This is a genomic window from bacterium (genome assembly GCA_030704665.1).
Taxonomy (GTDB): domain Bacteria; phylum Patescibacteriota; class Microgenomatia; order Woykebacterales; family RBG-16-39-9b; genus JAUYID01.
On sequence record JAUYID010000009.1, the window covers coordinates 392,757 to 410,501 of the forward strand.

18 protein-coding genes are annotated in these 17,745 nt (G+C 45.2%); 8 read left to right on the top strand and 10 right to left on the bottom strand.

Annotation, left to right across the window (positions count from 1 at the left end; genetic code table 11):
• The first annotated feature begins 31 nt into the window (after window positions 1–31).
• Window positions 32–814, top strand: coding sequence for a hypothetical protein (locus Q8P13_02225; protein ID MDP2671256.1), 783 nt, complete (start codon window positions 32–34; stop codon window positions 812–814).
• Here the strand turns inward: Q8P13_02225 and Q8P13_02230 are convergent.
• Entirely contained in the window at window positions 811–1,638 is an 828-nt protein-coding gene (locus tag Q8P13_02230) for a tetratricopeptide repeat protein (GenBank protein ID MDP2671257.1), read from the bottom strand. The genes Q8P13_02225 and Q8P13_02230 overlap by 4 nt on opposite strands.
• 126 nt (window positions 1,639–1,764) lie before the next feature.
• On the opposite strand from Q8P13_02230, the gene Q8P13_02235 reads away from it, so the two are divergent.
• The 5 genes from Q8P13_02235 to Q8P13_02255 all read left to right on the top strand — a co-directional run bounded on the left by Q8P13_02235 (window position 1,765) and on the right by Q8P13_02255 (window position 4,544).
• Complete coding sequence (locus Q8P13_02235) at window positions 1,765–2,508, top strand: YebC/PmpR family DNA-binding transcriptional regulator (GenBank protein MDP2671258.1); 744 nt, start codon at window positions 1,765–1,767, stop codon at window positions 2,506–2,508.
• Window positions 2,505–2,801, top strand: a complete 297-nt coding sequence (locus Q8P13_02240) for a hypothetical protein (protein ID MDP2671259.1) — start codon at window positions 2,505–2,507, stop codon at window positions 2,799–2,801. Before Q8P13_02235 ends, Q8P13_02240 begins: the two co-directional genes overlap by 4 nt.
• On the top strand, window positions 2,798–3,109 hold the full coding sequence (locus Q8P13_02245; protein MDP2671260.1) for a MazG nucleotide pyrophosphohydrolase domain-containing protein: 312 nt from the start codon (window positions 2,798–2,800) through the stop codon (window positions 3,107–3,109). The genes Q8P13_02240 and Q8P13_02245 overlap by 4 nt, the downstream gene beginning before the upstream one ends.
• A 106-nt stretch (window positions 3,110–3,215) precedes the next feature.
• Complete coding sequence (locus tag Q8P13_02250; protein ID MDP2671261.1) at window positions 3,216–3,767, top strand: crossover junction endodeoxyribonuclease RuvC; 552 nt, start codon at window positions 3,216–3,218, stop codon at window positions 3,765–3,767.
• Window positions 3,768–4,544 carry a hypothetical protein gene (locus tag Q8P13_02255; GenBank protein MDP2671262.1) on the top strand — a complete coding sequence of 259 codons (777 nt, stop codon included), beginning with the start codon at window positions 3,768–3,770 and terminating at the stop codon, window positions 4,542–4,544. It begins immediately after the preceding gene.
• A 932-nt stretch (window positions 4,545–5,476) separates the two neighbouring features.
• Here the strand turns inward: Q8P13_02255 and Q8P13_02260 are convergent.
• The 8 genes from Q8P13_02260 to Q8P13_02295 form a co-directional block, all read right to left on the bottom strand.
• Window positions 5,477–6,265, bottom strand: a complete 789-nt coding sequence (locus Q8P13_02260; GenBank protein ID MDP2671263.1) for a hypothetical protein — start codon at window positions 6,263–6,265, stop codon at window positions 5,477–5,479.
• Window positions 6,244–8,472, bottom strand: coding sequence for a hypothetical protein (locus tag Q8P13_02265; protein ID MDP2671264.1), 2,229 nt, complete (start codon window positions 8,470–8,472; stop codon window positions 6,244–6,246). The genes Q8P13_02260 and Q8P13_02265 overlap by 22 nt, the downstream gene beginning before the upstream one ends.
• A gap of 137 nt (window positions 8,473–8,609) precedes the next feature.
• Window positions 8,610–9,773 carry a hypothetical protein gene (locus Q8P13_02270; GenBank protein MDP2671265.1) on the bottom strand — a complete coding sequence of 388 codons (1,164 nt, stop codon included), beginning with the start codon at window positions 9,771–9,773 and terminating at the stop codon, window positions 8,610–8,612.
• Window positions 9,774–10,117: 344 nt separating this feature from the next.
• The gene (locus Q8P13_02275) at window positions 10,118–10,330 is read right to left on the bottom strand and encodes a DUF2292 domain-containing protein (protein ID MDP2671266.1); all 213 of its coding nucleotides are present in this window, start codon (window positions 10,328–10,330) and stop codon (window positions 10,118–10,120) included.
• 124 nt (window positions 10,331–10,454) lie between these two features.
• Window positions 10,455–11,015: a DUF4352 domain-containing protein gene (locus tag Q8P13_02280; protein ID MDP2671267.1), complete on the bottom strand. Its 561-nt coding sequence runs from the start codon at window positions 11,013–11,015 to the stop codon at window positions 10,455–10,457.
• A 168-nt stretch (window positions 11,016–11,183) separates the two neighbouring features.
• Window positions 11,184–13,628 (bottom strand): ATP-dependent Clp protease ATP-binding subunit, encoded by a 2,445-nt coding sequence (locus Q8P13_02285; GenBank protein ID MDP2671268.1) that lies wholly within the window; start codon window positions 13,626–13,628, stop codon window positions 11,184–11,186.
• The gene (locus tag Q8P13_02290; GenBank protein ID MDP2671269.1) at window positions 13,609–13,971 is read right to left on the bottom strand and encodes a hypothetical protein; all 363 of its coding nucleotides are present in this window, start codon (window positions 13,969–13,971) and stop codon (window positions 13,609–13,611) included. Before Q8P13_02290 ends, Q8P13_02285 begins: the two co-directional genes overlap by 20 nt.
• A 232-nt stretch (window positions 13,972–14,203) precedes the next feature.
• Window positions 14,204–14,962: a hypothetical protein gene (locus Q8P13_02295; GenBank protein MDP2671270.1), complete on the bottom strand. Its 759-nt coding sequence runs from the start codon at window positions 14,960–14,962 to the stop codon at window positions 14,204–14,206.
• Window positions 14,963–15,038: 76 nt separating this feature from the next.
• Here Q8P13_02295 and Q8P13_02300 point away from each other — a divergent pair, with 76 nt between their 5' ends.
• Window positions 15,039–15,383, top strand: a complete 345-nt coding sequence (locus tag Q8P13_02300) for a metallopeptidase family protein (GenBank protein ID MDP2671271.1) — start codon at window positions 15,039–15,041, stop codon at window positions 15,381–15,383.
• 3 nt (window positions 15,384–15,386) lie between these two features.
• On the opposite strand, the gene Q8P13_02305 is transcribed toward Q8P13_02300, so the two are convergent.
• On the bottom strand, window positions 15,387–16,031 hold the full coding sequence (locus tag Q8P13_02305) for a peptidase C39 family protein (GenBank protein ID MDP2671272.1): 645 nt from the start codon (window positions 16,029–16,031) through the stop codon (window positions 15,387–15,389).
• Window positions 16,032–16,220: 189 nt separating this feature from the next.
• Between Q8P13_02305 and Q8P13_02310 the strand changes: the two genes are divergently transcribed.
• Window positions 16,221–17,600, top strand: coding sequence for a hypothetical protein (locus Q8P13_02310; protein MDP2671273.1), 1,380 nt, complete (start codon window positions 16,221–16,223; stop codon window positions 17,598–17,600).
• The last annotated feature ends 145 nt before the right edge of the window (window positions 17,601–17,745 follow it).

Below are 17,745 nucleotides of genomic sequence, written 5' to 3' on the forward strand. Positions count from 1 at the left end.
AATACAAAGCGCCAAACTATAAGGAGGTAAAATGGCCAAAAACAACAATAAATTTGATTTGATCAGACAAGCCTTGGGGTCAGCCGAGTCCAGTATCAAGCTAGCCAAGCAGCTCTTGGAGGAACTGGAAAGCCCTTCCGCTGGTAGCCACCACCAAAAGACAAACCCTAGCAAAGAATTGCCGGGTGTAGTTGGTATTTTTGATGGCGAAAAGATGGTCGCTGAGAGTGGGGAAAGCTTTCCCGTGGCAGAAAACTATGCCTCCAAAAGTTTATTGGTTGCTGGGGACACTCTAAAATTGGTGGAGGAGGGGGGAGAAAAGAGGTTTAAACAAATTGAACACGTAAAAAGACACAAATCAGTTGGTATTCTTACCAAAAAGGATGGAAAATGGAGGGTCGTCACTTCAGAAGGATCCTACAAAGTTTTGCCCGCAGCGGTGACTCATTTTGACGGTGAGGTTGGGGACGAAGTCAGTTTACATTTACCAGCAACCAACCTCTCGACCTCCTTTGGTGCGATAGAATCGATAAGTAAAAAATCCACGAGCGTTTCTGAAGCCCCTCCCGTACCAGAAGACATTGTTTCACAGCAGAGTAAGCAAAAGGTTCATAATGAGCCAAGGAAAAAGCCAGGCAAGCCAAAACCGTCTGGTACCAAAAAAGAAATTGCCAAGGAGACAAGCAAAAAAGAAGCTCCCAAAAAAGAAATAGAGTACAAAGAGGTTGAAATAGCTCAGGCAACAGTACCAAAGGCAGAAAAGGTTGAACTCCCACCAGTCAAAGAAGTCGTCGATGAGGACGAGTTGACTTAGTTTTCTTCCATTTCGTTAAAACCAGGACCATTTTCTTCAATTTCTTTGTGGTTCAAGTTGTCAAAACTTGAGTTCGCCGCAGGGATGTCTTTGATTTCGACTTCTTCAATTGACTCATCAGATTCGGTTTGAACCGGGTCTTGGTTGGAGAGTAAACCCAAAGCCTCTTCTCTGACGTAGGGAGTGAAGGAATTGTCAATTGGAAAAATTGGTTGAGAGAGCTTGGGACTTCGCCTGGTTTCACGAATTAAAACTGAAACACTAGATTGCTTTTGAATTGTAACCGCCTTTATTACCGCTGAGAATTCGGCCCCCAAATTTATTGCCTCCGCGATTTTTTCGCCCCAGAGGTTGTTTAATTTACCAATTCTTTTCCCAGCTGAAGAAACAACAGTCACGTCTTTTTTGCTAGCCTTGAGATCGACGGGGTCGCCGGTTTTGAGGGTTGCAAGAAGTTGTGTCATGGCTAGATCTTCAACTTCGATAACTTTAGTTTTACCGGGTTCTTCAAGAAAGGTGTCAAGATTTACCACCGGTGAGGGAAGATTTTTTAAATCTTCCGCCTTGACACTGGAGAGACGTTTTAGATTGTTGGTCGCGATTCCATTGTAGGGATCCAGCTTCAAAACTTTTTGATAAAAAGATTTGGCTTTGCTGATGTTGCCGGTTTCGGTATAGGCTTTGCCCAGGCGATTTAGGGTATCAACATCGTCAGGATAATCGTTTATTATCTCTAGGTTCAATTTCAAGGCTTGGTCCCACTTGGCTTCGAGAGCGAGTTGGATGGCCTGCTCGGATCTAGGATCAAGTAAAGCTTCGTTCATAGTTACTAGTATAAGAATTAAAGGGCGAGTTTTGTCAAGACCTTGACAGAGGAGCAAAAAAGACGGCTCGATTTCATCCCAAGCCAGCTTCAAAGCCAAAGGTTGTTGTGTTAAAATGAGGTGGCAATGTCCGGTCATTCCAAATGGAGTACTATTAAAAGACAGAAAGGGGCCAATGACGCTAAACGAGGTCAAGCTTTTACTAAAGCCGGGAATGCGCTGACAGTTGCGGCTCGTGAGGGGGGAGGAAACCCCGATTCAAACTTCAAATTGCGTTTGGCAATTGATGCAGCGCGGGCAGTCAATATGCCCAAGGAAAACATAGAACGGGCAATTACGCGTGCGACCGGTACCTCTGGAGAGAAAAGTCTTGAAGAAGTTATTTATGAAGGTTACGGACCGGCCGGAGTGGCGATCATGATTGATGCTGTGACCGACAACAAGATAAGAACTACCTCGGAGATACGAAGCCTTCTCGAACGGGCTGGGGGTTCTCTTGGAGGCCCAGGAAGTGTAAATTACTTGTTTAAAGCAACCTCAGCAATAGATGTCAAAGCAGCAGATCCAGACCAAGTTTTTTTAGCAGCTGCGGACGCCGGGGCTGAGGATGTTGAACAAAATGGAGAGTCAGTCACTGTTTACACCGTTCCTCAAAAATTAGAAGAGGTCAAAGAAAAGCTTCGTGCAGCTGGTTTTGAAGTTACAGGTTGGGAAGTCAGTAAAAAGGCAGCGAGCCAAGTGGCGGTTAATGATCCAAAACAAGCTGAGACAGTGCTGAATTTGGTTAACAGGCTTGAAGATCTCGACGATGTCCAGAAAGTTTATGCTAATTTCGATATATCCGAGGAGATTTTGGAGAAGGTTACATGATTGGTTCTACTAAAGGGGAGGTTTCCTATACTAAAGCTATTTTCTCAGCCTTAATTGGTGGGGGTTTAGTATTTGTTTTTCTTGGTTTGTGGTTGAGTCTGGAAGAGGGTAAACTGGTTTTTGATCCCGGAGCGCACCTTGTCTTTGCTACGGCTAAATTCTTTCATTTCTTACCGTTCTTGCACACAGAGGTGTCAGTAGTTGATTTGCTTCTTCTTGCTTTCCCTACGATTCTGGTGGCCTTGATAATAGCCATTTTGGCTAAGGTAATTTATAAACTAATTAATCGATGAATCTAAACGAAGCAGTTATTAAGACAAAAGAAGTTTCAGACTCCATGCCAGGAAAACAGTGGGAGATTTACCAAAGATTCAATGATTTGGTCGAGGAGGTGGGAGAGCTGGCCAATGCTATCCAAGTTAAAGAGGGATGGAAGAGTCCTAAGCGCTCGAAAGCTGATTTAACAGACTCAGTTTGTGATGTCCTTTACTCAATTTTTTGTGTTGCCGCAATTTACAATTTAGATTTGGAGGAAGAGTATCCGAAAGTCCTTGCCCAAATAGAGGAGCGAAGAAAAAATGGGGACTTTAACCATTTATGAAATGGGTTATTCGTTTTCTCATAGTTTTGTTTATCTCGATAGTTTTTTGGTTCCTGTATTTTGTTATTAACTTTAAAGTTTGCTTTGGGTTTGGGTGTTAAAATTTATGCTAATTTTAGGTATTGATCCAGGTACAGCGACGACCGGTTGGGGAGTCCTTAAAGTAGACGGGGCGAACGGCCGGACCAAATTCATTGCTCGAAACTTCGGGATAATTGTTACTGATAAGGAAAGGGAAGCCCAGTACCGCTTGCTTTCTTTAAAGGAGGGGATTAGTAAGTTGATTGCCGAGTACAAGCCCGATGTGATGAGTGTTGAGCAAATTTTCTTTGGGGTAAATCATCGGACCGCGATTGCAGTGGGTCAAGCGATTGGAGCGATTTATTTAGCCGCAGCCGAGAAGCATTTGCCGATTTTTGGCTACACTGGACTAACGATGAAACTGATGGTTGGGGGTAGTGGGCGAGCCGACAAGGAACAGGTTCAAAAAGGGGTTCTCAAATTCCTTGGAGTAAGAAAATTACCCAGTGTCAAAAGTCAGGCTGGAAAAGAATATTTTCGTTTTCGTGATGATGCTTTTGATGCTTTGGCACTTGCCCTCTGTCATCACTTTAAGACAGCTGGGCTTGACACGGGAGCAAAGATAAAGCCAAAGTAAATGTTAAGCCTTACCAAAAGACAGAAAATTGCTATCAGTACCTTCTTTTTGGCAGCAGCAATTTTTTTGCTGCCCAATTTGACTCCCGACTACAAACTTTATGCCCTGGGGGCGATTATTCTTTTAAGCTACTTGTTGTCGGCCTGGTCGATCTTTTCTGATCTTTCTGGTTTGGAATTTCTGACTCTATTTGTTTTGCCGGTGACTTTGACCTCTAGTTTTGCTCTCTTTGTTTTCAAATTTGATCCTGAGCCGTTTTTACGCTTGTTGCTAGTAGGAGTTTTCGGGACAGTTTATTACACTATCTTGCTCGCGGAAAACATCTTTAACGTTTCGGCAGAGCGAAACATTCCTTTGCTGCGGGCGGCTACTACGGTTGGTTATCTGACAAGCCTTTTTGTCTCTTTCGCTTTCTTTTCCTTGTTGTTTAGTCTGGGGCTGTGGGGTTGGGCGTTTAGTCTTTTTGTTTTCGGGGTTGGTTTTTTCCTTTTCGGACAGGCTTTTTGGCAAATAAATCTTGAGGAAACAGACAAAAAGACCCTTTTTCGTGATTGTCTAGTTTGTGCCTTGATTCTAGCGGAATTTGCTTGGGTGCTTACTTTTTGGCCCCTATCTCCAGCAAAAGTTGGTTTAGCTCTGGCAGCCTTGGTTTACGTGCTGTTGGGGATAGTGCAGCACTTGGCCAAGGAAGATCTTTCGAGCCGAGCTTTTGTAGAATATCTTTTCGTCTCACTCTGTGTTTTCTTTCTTTTGTCAGCGACAACTAGTTGGGGATAGAAGAGAGCAAAAGTCGAGTAGAGGAGTAGAGTCAAAACGGAAGAGGGGTAGATTTTTTGGAGCGCAAAAGTGATGCACTATGATATAGTAAGTTTCCACGTGTGGAAAGTATTAATACTATAGGGTCTTAAACAATCTTTACAAATCCCTGACAAAACCAAAAAAACCCGAAAGAGACTTCGTCTGACGCCCACGCGGAGAGAGTGCTAACCCCTTCTCTGTGGATAAGTGGCTCTCTTTTTACCACCTTCACAGTCTGTTTGGCTAGAAAATTTAATTTTTAGCCTGGTCTAGTGGGCTATTTTTATCCCCAACAAACCTAGCTGGTAATTATGAGTTTAGCCTGAAAATGAGGCTAAAAGCAAGGCGCTGTAAGGGCCCAGGACGGCTTTTAGATCCAAGAGATGCATCAGTAGTCGTCCGGACTTTAAATTTTAAACAAAAAAGACAGTAGGAGTTTTAGAAGTGTAGTGTCTCCTTGTTTTTCGAAGGTCTAATCTTCCACACACTCTTCTCTCGAAGCCGAATAAGCCTGGCTGAGGCTAGAGAGGTTCAGATTGTGATTACGTCGCACAATGTATCTTATCCGACGTAATCTAAGGCCCCCTGCCGAGATAGATTTTTATTTTCTTCTTTCTTCCCTTTCGTTGATTGAACTAAATTCTTCAGTAAAATCTAACGCGAATCCCCTCTAAGTTCATTCTCTAAAAATCTCTTAGTTTTACTTTAGATAAAAATCGATATTCTGGCTGACAGAACGGTCTTTATTTGCTTATTACTTTGGGTGGGTATCCTCTACCACCCCGCTTTTGTCAGACTAAAACTAGAAAATAGATTGATAAATCAAGAAAAAAGCTCATATTTAGCCTCAAGATTAAATTAAAGGGATAATTGAGAAAAAAAGCCGCGGAGGCCTAAAGGGCAGGTTTGCTTTAGGCGAGGAAACGAGTTCGCAGTTTTCCTTCAGAGCTTCTTAACAAAAGTCCTGCTGCAAGGGTCAGTAAGACTGGAAGTACGGGAAGGCTGCTACCAGTCACAGGTAGACCACCGACATTTTCTCCGAGGACTGTCCCGGGTGTTTTAGGAGTTCCCGGCTCTTCTGGATTAGTTCCTGGTGTTGGAGTAGGTCCGACGTTGTTGTTATTGCCAGTATTTCCGATCCCGATAGTGAAATTGATATCACCAGTGCTGATCGTTGCTTCCCCAGTATTTTTATCAGCTTCGTTGTTACCAGTGTTCAGATCAACCTGGGCTTGGTTGTTTATGTTCATCACGTTACTCTGATTGAGAGTCAAGGAGTTGTTTATATCAACCCTTGAAGTGTTGGTTGAGTTAGCACCGGTCTGGGTATTGGCGGATGATGACGCTTCTGAGCTTCCACAACACGTTGGTGGGTTGATGTTGCTGCTGTTGAGTGTGTTATTTACAGTCAGAGAACCGTTGATGTCTCCGGTAGTGATCGAGGCATCCCCAGTGTTTTTGCTAGCTTGGTTGCCTCCAGTGTTGGCGCTGATTTTGATTGTATTAACTACATTTGCTTCATTGTTTGAAGAAATAGTAACTTGGTTTGATGTTTCAACAGAGGCGGTATTTTCAGAATCAGCTCCAGTAGTGTCGTTGGTAGCGCTGTCAGCCAAAGCTAACGGTGCGGTCAGCAACAGGGCTGCGATCGTGGAGCCGATAAGGGAGCTTTTTACAACTAGATTTTTCGTATGTACCACCTCCCTCTGACCAATTTCAGAATTGTTTGGGCAGAGGCGGCAGTAATAATCAAGATAAAGATAAGGTTGCGCAGTGAGAGTCCACCCGAGGCTTGGTTGACGACCTGAGTAATATTTGGTGTTCCAAAGTTGTCCGAAACACCCATGACTAAGGATTTTTTGTCTTGGCTTTCGGCACTGGCGCTCTGCTCGCCCGTGCTGCCGGGGTTGGAACCTGTATTGGAAGATCCTGTTGTGGTGTTACTACCCAGGATAGAGTTGATCACTTTATTGCTTGGGTTGTTTTTTCCGTGATCTAAGCCAGTAGAGCCAATGTTTTCTGCTGGCTTGCCGTCAGGAAAGATATCCCCATTGAAGCTTCCAAAAATATTCACAATACTTACGATCATACGAGAACCTAGAAAAGTGTTGTTCAGTATATTGAGGACGTTGGCAGCGACGTTGACGTCTCCGGTCTTGATCGAAGCATTGCCGGTGTTCTTGCTAGCTTGGTTGCCTCCAGTGTTGGCGTTGATCTGAATATTGTTGTCAACAGTACCTGAGTTGTTGACTTGAACAGTATTTGTGTTGTTGGCGCTAGAGTCAGCACTGTTGCTGCTGTCAGCTCCTGTTTGGTTGTTGACTGCCATCAGAGAGCCGTCAGGACCAACTACAAAGCTAAAGAAAGGAGAAGCTACTCCATCCTCATTCAGACTCATCAACTGACCAGTCCAGTTACCTAAATTGTTTACCAAAACGAGCCAGAGAGTACCGTCACTTCCAGCGGTGGTAGTGTTGGCGATGGTTGCTGTTTTAAGGTTGGCGTTGACATCCCCAGTTTGAATACTGGAGGTCCCAGTGTTTTTGTCAGCTGTATTATCACCAGTGTTGGCGTTGAGATTTATTCCGTTCAAGACGTTGGCGGTGTTGTTTACTCCAAGAGTTGAGCTGTTGTTAGTTGAGCTATCGGCAAAGTTGGCTGAATCGGAACCAGTAGTTAAGTTGGCGGCATTGAGGCTTTCCGGTGAAAAGATTGTCGAAGTTTCTCCGACTGGGGGTGGATTGAAGACAATATCTCCATTTAAGTTTCCGAAAACGTTGACTACCCCAAGCAAGAGTTCACCGGCTCCACCCAGAAAAGTGTTGTTCAAAAAGTTGATCACGTTGACGGCAACATTGGCATCTCCCGTAGTAATCGTCCCGTCACCGGTGTTTTTACTGGCTGAGTTGTCACCGGTGTTGGCATCTAGAGTCGTAGAGTTGACCAGATTGCCGTTGTTGTCGATAAAGTAAGTGTTTGAAGTGTTGGAAGTTGCGGAAGCAGTGTTGCTACTCTCAGCTCCGGTGGTGTCGTTGCTACTGGCTTGGCCAGTTCCAGCGGCAGTTTGGAGAACTTGAAGATCATCGAAATTCAAGATTAAGTCTCCGCTTTGATCATCCATGACATTGAAAACTTGAGCTCCCACGTTAACATTGTTACCAACGTTGATGGCGGTGAGAGTCAGGTCAGCATCCCCAGTAACAACCGAGCCGTCGCCAGTATTTTTGTCGGCAGTATTGTCACCAGAATTGGCTGTCAAAGTGGTCAGATTTTGTACATCGAGGTCGTTGTCAATATAAACATCAGTTGTGCTGTTGCTTTCTGAAGAAGCGTCGTTTTCCGAACCTGCTCCAGTGTTGGAATTGCTTGCCTCACCACTGACAGCGAGACAAGTTGAGATCGCACAAATGCTTGGATCCATTGCTCCAATTGAAACTTTGTTTGCATCTGAGCTTAGGTTGGCGACCAAACCTGCATCTCCGCTGACAACCGAGCCGTCGCCAGTGTTTTTATCTGAGCTGCTCTCACCGGTGTTCGCTTCCCCACTTGTAACGTTGAGGAGACTAGCGGTGTTGTCGACGTTGACCGAAGTATCAGAGTTAGTTGTGGTACTAGCGCTATTGGTTGAATCTGCTCCGGTGTTGGAATTGGTAGCGGCCGCGGCGGCCGCGGCTGCCTCGGCGGCGGCAGCTTCGGCTTCAGCCTTGCGGGCAGCTCTTTCGGCGGTCCATTTTTCGTACCAGTTGTTTGGGTCATTCCAATCGATTTGGCTGCTGTCAGTTGTCGTAGTCGTAGTAGTGCCCGTCTCTCCTTCTGCTAGTACTGGGGCAACCAAACCAAAGCTTGAATAAGCTACCAAGAGTAAGCTGAGTAAAAGGCTAATTGTTTTTTGACTAAATTTTTTCATTTGTTTTTCTATTCTTTCCTGGGCGGTTAAAAACCCACTTTTCCTTTTGTAAAAAATGTACTTTTAACTACCCGACCTCTTCCCGGCTCCCTGTCTCTCCGGAAAACCCGGAGAGACAAAGGGATCGGTAACAGACATTAGTTGCTGCTGTTTACATTTACGTCTACATCGACGTTGTTGTTGCTGCCATCAGCCTCGTCTCCGTTAACGGAGTTTTCGTTGGCACTGCTGGAAACTTCAACATCAACATCAGCATCACCAGTGTGCTGGTCGTCAGCTGTGTTTTTGTTGGTTTCGTTGTCACCAGTGTTTGCACTGATTTTTCCGCTGTTCTTCACGTTGGCCTCGTTGTCTTGATCGATGTCAAGATCGTTGTCAGCAGAAGCTTCAGCTTTGTTTTTTGAATCCGCACCAGTTTTTTCATTGGCGGCTTCGAGTTCAACATCACAGCAAGCGTCGACGTTTGCTGAGTTGGAGTTGGCATTGTTTTCAATTCCAACCTCAACTTTAGCGTCACCAGTGTCGACAGAGCCTTCACCAGTGTTTTTGTTTGCTTCGTTGTCTCCGGTGTTGGCTTCAACGTCTACGTCATTGCAGAGGTTGGCGTCGTTATCTTGGTCGATATCGACATCGGTTTCTACAGATGCGTCGGCGTAGTTTTCAGAATCAGCTCCAGTGGTGTCATTGGAAGCAGAAACACTTCCACCGTCACCCCCGCTGATGCTAACTGAATTCTCGTTTACCATATTGGCGATGCTGACAACTACTTCAGCGTCTCCAGTGGTGACGTTACCTTCACCAGTGTTTTTGTTTGCTTCGTTGTCTCCGGTGTTTGAGCTGACACTTACGCTGTTGAAAACGTTGGCCTCGTTGTCTTGATCGACATCGATGTCGTTGTCAACTGAAGCTTCAGCAATGTTCTTGGAGTCGGCACCAGTTTTGGTGTTAGAAGCTGAGACATCACCAGTACAAGCTCCACAGTTGTCAAGACTGACAGTGTTGGAGTTGGCGGTGTTGCTCAAAGAAACTGTGACGGAAGCGTCACCAGTGGTGACGGAACCTTCGCCAGTGTTCTTGTTTGCTGTGTTTCCACCAGTGTTTGAAGAGACGCTAATGTTGTTTACAATATTAGCTTCATTCTTCTGATCGATATCTACATCGTTATTAGTGCTGACTTCCGCTTCATTGTAGGAACCGTAACCCGTAGTGTCGTTGCTAGCAGTTCCCGCCAAAGCTGGAGTCAAAGAGAAAGCAAGGGATGCTACCGCAGATGCTGCAGCAGCAATTACTTTTTTGTTCATTTGTGTTTCACCCCCTTTCGTGTTTAGATTTACTAAATTCCTAATAAATTTAGTCTCAACAATTTAGAGTGTTAAACAATTTCACCAAACAAAAACCGGAGGCAGAAAACCCTGAGAACAAAATAAATTTGTTCAGAGTTACCTGCCTCCGGTTGCGGTCGGCAAAGAAATAAGTTTTGGGCAATTACTTGTTAAAAAGGAGCAGAAGATGTCGATCTCTCGTTAGTTTGTATTATGCCGCACTGTGTTCGGCGTAATCAGCGAAGAAGTTAGTCACTTCTTCTTTGATTATAAGTTGCTTTCAAAAAACTTGTCAAGACCCAACGGGTCTACCATAAAGCTAGCTATTTTAATTTGTTAATAGGCCTTGAGTAAACGTAATTAGGTCTTTTTGCTTCGGGTTTATTTGTTTTCCTGATGATTCTTTCGGTGATTTGGACGACTCGGCCTGATTCTATGTAGATTTCAATTGAACCAAATTCTTTGTTGGCCACGGCCATCTTTATCTCTTCGAGAAGACGGTCGCTTATTGGACTAGTGGAAAACTCATCAATCATAATTTTAGTTTACAAACTAAATTTGTTGACTAGCTTTTTTTAATCTCCTTCGGACTCAGGTCCTTCGGTCCTTTTCTATTTCTATATAGACGGGCCGAAGGCGCTTTCGTTACGGGCTAGCTTACTATCTAAAGTTTATTTGTACGGCTTGTTTTTCCCCACGTATTTCACCTAGTTCGATGGTGAAGTTTTTTTCATTACGGTCGATGACGAAAGCAACGTTGCTTCTTTTGACTGAAATTGGTCTGACTTCGACGTTGCCTTGAGAAACACTCGGAGCGATGCGTTTGCCATCAGAGCGGACGAGACGAAACAAGTCTAGTGGTGTGGTGTAAAGTGGAACTTGATATTTGTTTTCTACTTCAAGGTAAATAACGATAAAGGTCTTGCCGTTTCGGGCGGTGGCGTTTTGGCCCTGAACCAAAACTTTGTCGGTGATTTGGGCGTTGGTAAGTTTAATCGGAAGAGTTCCGTCGGTTGGTCGCCCATCTTTTGTGCGACCAATACTGTCAAAATTTTTCCCAATGTTGACTGAGGTTGAACTTGAAGAAGATCCGGTGTCACTTCCGATTGCGCCAAGAGCGGTCTTGCCAATGAAAAAGACGATGATGAGCCCGACAATTGCCAAAACTATTTTGCCGCGTTTTCTTGATAGAGTTTTTACTTTTTCGGTAAGTCTTGTCATTTTAAAGATGAAAAACCAGCTTCTGACAAGCTGGGCAATTTCGTTCGGTTATTATGCGGAACGAAAAAACATTTGTCAAGTAGACAAAGGGTTCTCTATCAGCCGTAATCCTTTAACTATAAGTTTTTGGCTTATTTAAACAGCGGAAGAAGCTATAAGATAATGTATTTAAGAATTTGGAACAGTGGGAAGGAGGCTTAAATTGTCGTTTTGGAAATCAAGAATGACACTGCTCCCCCGCTGCAAGGACCCTTCCAAAAGTTTTTTGGAAAGAAGAGCCTCAACTTCATCCTGCATGAGGCGGCGCAGGCTGCGGGCCCCATAAGTTGGATCGTAGCCTTTTTTGGCCAAGAACTCGAGGGTTGCTGCTGTGACTTGGAGTTTAATATCTTGTTGCTCCATTCTTTTGACTAGGTCAGCAAAAAGGAGTTTGACCACTTCAACTACTTCAGTTTGGGACAAAGGTTTGAAGACGATGACATCATCGAAGCGGTTGAGGAATTCAGGTTTAAAGGTGCCTTCTCTTTGGAGTTTGTCGAGCAAGGAAGTTTTGATTTGTGTGAGTGGTAGATTTGCGTTGACTGATTCGCGGATGTACTCGGCCCCCGCGTTGGAAGTAGCGATAATGATAGTATTGGTAAAGGAAATGATACGCCCTGAAGAATCAGCTGCCTTACCTTCGTCAAAAATAGCCAAAAAAGTCTCTTGAATTTTTTGGTGCGCTTTTTCCATTTCATCAAGCAGTATCAAGGAAAAAGGTTTTGTCCTTACCGCCTCCATGAGCTGTCCCCCGCTCTCAAAACCGCTTTGTCCAGGCGGTGGACCGATGAGACGGTTGATCGAAGTCTCATTTTCAAATTCACTCATATCGAGACGAATAATTGCTTTTTCATCCCCAAAATAAGATTGCGCAAGAGCTTTGGCAGTTTCGGTTTTTCCGACTCCAGTTGGTCCGAGAAAAAGGAAAACCCCGATCGGTCGTGGGCTGGTTCGGACCATGGTGCGAGCCCGCCGAACCGCTTCAGCAACAGAAGTGATAGCCTCGTTTTGGGAGATAACCCTCTGGTGCAGCGTTTTTTCAAGATTGAGCAGTTTCTCCGCTTCTTCACCAGAAGCTAAAGCGATTGGAACCTTGGTTTTTGCAGTTAGAACAGATTCAACATCACCTGGCTCAACCACAGCTTTCTTTTTGAGGTTGACGGCGGCCGCAATTTCGTCGAGTAAGTCAATCCCTTTGCCGGGGAAAACCCGATCAGTCAAATAACGGTTGGCAAGCTCAACACAATAGGTCAAAGCTTTGTAAGTGACAGTGACCCGGTGTTTCTTTTCAATCTGAGCAAGCCTTCCTTCCAAGATACGGATCGTTTCTTCCTGGCTTGTTTCGGGAATGTCGGTTACCTCAAAATGCTCTGAAAAGGCAGGTTTTTGTTCGATATATTGGTGGTAAGCGTTTCTTGTCGAGGTAGCAATGATTTGTAAAGCAGAGTTGGCGATTTGGTTAAAAATAAGTCCAGAAAGATCATAAGTCGCTCCAGCAATGCTTTCTATTTGGGGAATGTAAAGGACGACGTTGCCGGCATGTGAAAGCTCGTCAAAGATACTTTTGATTCTGTCTTCCAGCTCCCCACCTTGTGCTTGCGCAACTAAAGAAGTCAGGTCGAGCTGCAAAAAGCGCTTGTATTTGAGCTCTTCCGGCAGGGTTCCAACCAAAGACTTGAGGGCGAGACCGTAGATCAGAGCTTCTTTACCAATGCCGGGTTCCCCAAGCAAAATTAGATTGCGTTTACTGCCTCGACCGAGAACCTCTTCGATTTGGGTGATTTCTTTGTCGCGCCCGATCAAGGTCCCGTCAAAACTACCTTTGACCAGACCTTTGCTCAAATCGAGAGTGTACTGCTCAGTCCAGTAGGTCCAGCCTCCACTCCAGAATTCTCCCATACCCTGGCCCATACGTTTGGGAGATTTTTCCCAGAAAGGGACCGACTCCTCCCCGCGTATCCAAAAAGCAATATTGAGTAGATCGCTGCTTTTGAGCTTTTTCTGAAAAAGAGCCCGCGCCAGGAGTGGACTTTTTTCAAAGAGAGTTAAAAGTAAATCGATTTCATCGACAAAGGAGCGTTTTTCTTTTTTTGTATACTCAGCAGCGGTGGTCATCAGTTGGTTGAGGTCAGTTTTTTCATCGGCCAAAGACTTTTTCAAAGAAGCAGTTTCTTCGCGGCTAAAATCAGCCCTCGTCAAAACTTCAGCAACAAGTTTTGCTGAATCTAGAGAAGAAAAAAGTGAACCGACCGCTTTCCAATCTGAGGTTTTAAGCAAGATTTTTGCTAGAGAAAGGCTGATAAATTTTTGGTAGTCCCCTACTTGCCCAACTCTGGCAGCTGGTTTCCAAAAAGAAAGTTTGTAGCGGTAAAAAGCTTCAAACATGACGAAGAGAATGAAAAGGGAAAAGGCTAAGTAAGGCGGTTTTTCGGTTTGTTGGGTCAGTGGCAGGATCAGCAACAAGAAAAGCACTACTCCCAGTCCACCACGGGCGACTTTGGCTGGTAGGGAGCCGTAGAAAAGGTCGAAACTGGCAATTTGAAAGATAGAAGCCTTAACGGAAGATAGATGCATAAATTCCCCAGAAAAAGATAAACGGTAAAACGACCCAAACTAAAAAGAGGCTGGCCTCGATTGCGATCAACCCAACCAAGAAGAAAGCATCAAAGACCAAAAGTAAGCTTTTCAAACCTACTCCGAAAAAGGTCGCAAAGCGCGTCAAACCTTCTCGGTACTCATTTTTCCACGGTTTGAAGAAAGTTTTGAAGATCGAATCAATGGAAAGCAGCTGGAGAAAGGCGCGAAAGATGTAAATGAGGATTTGGATGAGTTCAACAGTTGCTTCGAGAAACCACCAAACGACGAAATCAATCGGGAGACGAAGCAAATAACTAGTAAAAGAAACGGCAGGCCGCATGAATTTAATTTTAACCTAATTACCCTACCGCAGCAACAAGAGCAAAATAAAAAGCTGTCATTCTGAAGCGAAGCTGAAGAATCTTGAGATCCTTCACTAGTCGTTCAGGATGACGTTAGGGTGTTGAATAAGACTATTTAAGTAACTTTCGGGTGAGTGTTCGGGAGTTCTTTCGGGTCCTTCGGGTGCGAGCTAGGTTGGTTAAAACCGTTTGTGCTCGCACCCTTGACCTCTACTCGATTCTCTGGAATTCGCATGGAATCCAGCCAAGTTCTACGTACTGACCTTGGACCTCACACCAGTAGTGACCATCGTTGCCAAGGACGGGTTCGGACATCAGGGTAACCCTGTCTCTTCCGTAAGCAAGGTCCGTGCGTCCATACTCATCGATGTGGAGAGGTTCACCGTTCGGTGACGCCCGAAGGATGAAGTTGTAGCCGACGAGCAACTCCTCTCCAATCTCGAAATCGGGTTTGCGCCGCGAAGGTAGTTCGGGGAAAGGACCGTACAGCTGATCGCTGTCCGAAATGTAGAAATCCAACCCTTCGACATAGACGCCGCCGCGCAGAACTATCACCGGCCAAAACCAAAAGCCGGCCGGGTACTTCTCGCTCTTACCGAGAATTTCTGGCTCTCCACGAACCTGGACGAAGTCGCCCTGATGAACGTGAAGCTGTGTCAGACAACGTCCAGGAAGATCAGGAAGGACTTCACAAGTCCAGTAAGTGGCCGGTACACGCAAAACATCCCCAACCTCGTGTTGTTGAGTCAGAGTCGGTGTGTCAACCTGATTGGCCGAGACATCTGCTTGGTTCTGACCTGTGCTCGCAGTGTTTTCCGCTTCCTCGTCACTCCCAAAGAAGAAGACGAAGACGGCGACGAAGGTAAGCGAACCGATTACAAGTAACAACCCAAAGAACCAGTCTCGCTTCCACCACGGTGTTGAGGCGGAAAGCGGAGTTTCCGGTACGCCTTGTGATACTTTACCCATGAGATCCCTCTCTTTTGAACTCTCGCTCTTGCTTGAGTGCATTATACAACTGGTAGGCCAGTTTATAATGAAGATGATGACAAACCCCGAATTTGAAGCCCTTGTCGTAGAGGCGCTGGAAGAAATACCGGCTTTCTTTAAAGAAAAACTGGACAACGTTGATTTAGTTATCGAAGATTGGCCAGAGAGAAACCCGCCGGGTCAGTTTTTGCTCGGACTTTATCAAGGAGTCCCCCAAACTGCTTGGGGACGTGGGAGTGTCACTGTTCTTCCTGACAAAATCACTATTTATCAAAAACCGATTGAAATAGTTTCAGCTGGGGATCCGGAAAGAATTAAAACTCAGGCGATTGAAACAGTCCAGCACGAGATCGCTCATCACTTCGGGATTTCTGACGAAAGATTAAGAGAACTGAAGTAGTAGTTATCGTCTAATTTTAATCAAGCAAGGGTCTTCCAAATCGCTGTAAGTAGTGGCATACATCCCAAAGATGAAGTCAGAAATTAAATATTTGTGTTCTCCTCCCCTTTTATCCCAAAGGGGGTCGTTGACGTAGATATGTGTTTCGTCTATTCCAGTGACTACGTTAAAATGAAAATTGAATCTTGGTTTTTCTGAAGTGAGAAACTGGGAAGTTAGAAGTGCAATTGGCGGTTGAGCCTTTTCCAATTCTGCTCGTATATCTTCGACTGTGGGGACTCGAACGGTGACTTTCCCACCCTCTTCGAGAAATTTGAGGGTAAATTTTAGCGAGGCTTTCTCTTGTCTTTTCTTCTTCTTTAAAAGCATCTCTTCTAATCTTTTGCGTATTTGATCTTTACTCAGATCAACATCTTTTAGAGTGTAAAGAGCGGGGTTGAAAGTAACCATTTCGACCTTAAAACCAAGCTTAATTAAATGAGAGCCAAGTTGAGCGCAATAAGTACCGTTTTTGAAAACTCGAATGGACCTTTTTAAATCTGAAAAAGTGGTTGGCAATTTATAGTATCTAGTCAGCATATTTAGTACTGCTAGACCACAATCTTCAGAACCCTTTTCTTGTCGAACCAGAGGGACATTAAATTTCATAAAATGATTGTAACACTAAAGGGAAATAGGTTCAGAAGTGGAAAAATTTTTGACTGATTATAAAGACAATAACACAAAAAATTACCGGCAAACAAGCGGTTGATTTTTCCAATTCCCCACCGGGATAATCAAGCTAGAAAGTCGCACGTTACCAACCCGTAACGTTCTGTACCCATTTAAGGAGGGAGTATGGGTAACTCTGGCATAGCCGCGGCGAAAAGGAAAGCCTCGTCATTAAACTTGGCCGAGCTTCTTGACGATGGTAACTACGAATACAATTTCCAACCCAGTAGCCTGGAGTTGTCGAACATCAATGTCCTGGCCCAGCCGAGGAAGACTTTCGAGAACATTGCGCTTCTGGCTGAGGACCTCGCTGCTCACCAGCTACTTCACCCGGTGATTGTAGCTGAATTCGACCGAGGCTATTGCGAACGCTACTTGTCTGCAATCAACGATATTTGGCACTCTGACTACGACATAGACCAATTGACTAGTACCCAGACAGCAGAGGGGGAACGTTACTACGTCTTGGTTGCTGGCGAACGGCGTTATCGAGCCTTCAGCTACCTTTGGTTTGAGGGCTGTATGGTTTGTCGTGAAAAAGGGCGAATCACACCAGGCAAGTGCTTTAGGAAGCACTTTCGGACTGGAAAAATTGAAGTCAGGCTCGCCCGAAACATTCCTCCGCTACAGGCACTCTATCGGCAACTAGCCGAGAACACGCACGAGAGAGTAGCACCGCATGAGGAGGCGATCGCCATAGGTGAGACCTATGCCCTACTCAAGCAGAGGATGCCGGAGATAAGTCCTTCTGCTTTGGCCCGTGAGATTGGTATGGGTGTAGGTAAGGTCAGCGCTGCAGTTGCCTACTTTGCTCTGCCGGAATCGATCAAGATTGCGACAGCAGCCGGAACGATTTCCTACGGGATCGCCTTGCAGCTGGCAAGACTCAACGAAGACGGTGAATCAGAAGACTCTCTACACCGTTGGGCGACTCATGCCATCGTGAATGGCGTTCATCGACGGGTTGTTGACTTCAGAGATCTAGTCGATGCCTACCTGCTGAACAAACACTCTGGGCAAGTAGGTCTGTTCGACGAGGAGACTGAAGAGCAGACCAAACGACAACGAAATTACCGTCAAGTGGTGGCGCGAAATTTCGTTGCTAGTTATCACTTGGTCATCCAATACTTCACCACTGTTGAGGATCGGTTTGACGATGGGACATTGGGGGCTGCCGACTCCCCTTTCTCGATCAGCAGTCCTATCAAGGCGATTCGTAAAGCGCTCAACCACTTCGAGAGGGTGCTTTTGCATCTCAAGCGTTATCTTCCTGCGAAGGAGCGCGTCCGGGCAACGGTAGTTGTGGCAGAATTAACCGAAGCCTTGGTTGTTCAGGAGCAGGGGCGTTTCGCAGAGGAGAAGATCGACGAAATTCTACGCTCTCTGTCCTCCGAGAGTCGTATCCAAGCCGAACTGCACATTGAACAGCTGGTTCAGCTACTCTCGGGACAAAACGAACGAAGAGAAGCACAGGAAAGGGAGCTCGCAATCACAGCGGTTGGATGAGGCAGAGGAGACAGGTCGGTAGCCGTGGGAACAATTACCACTACCCACGGCTACCCTCGCCTAGTTTATCCTCTCTAAGTCAGGATCTTTTTGTCATTCTGAATGTAATGAAGAATCTCTTTTCCTTCTATCACCCTTGCAGCCA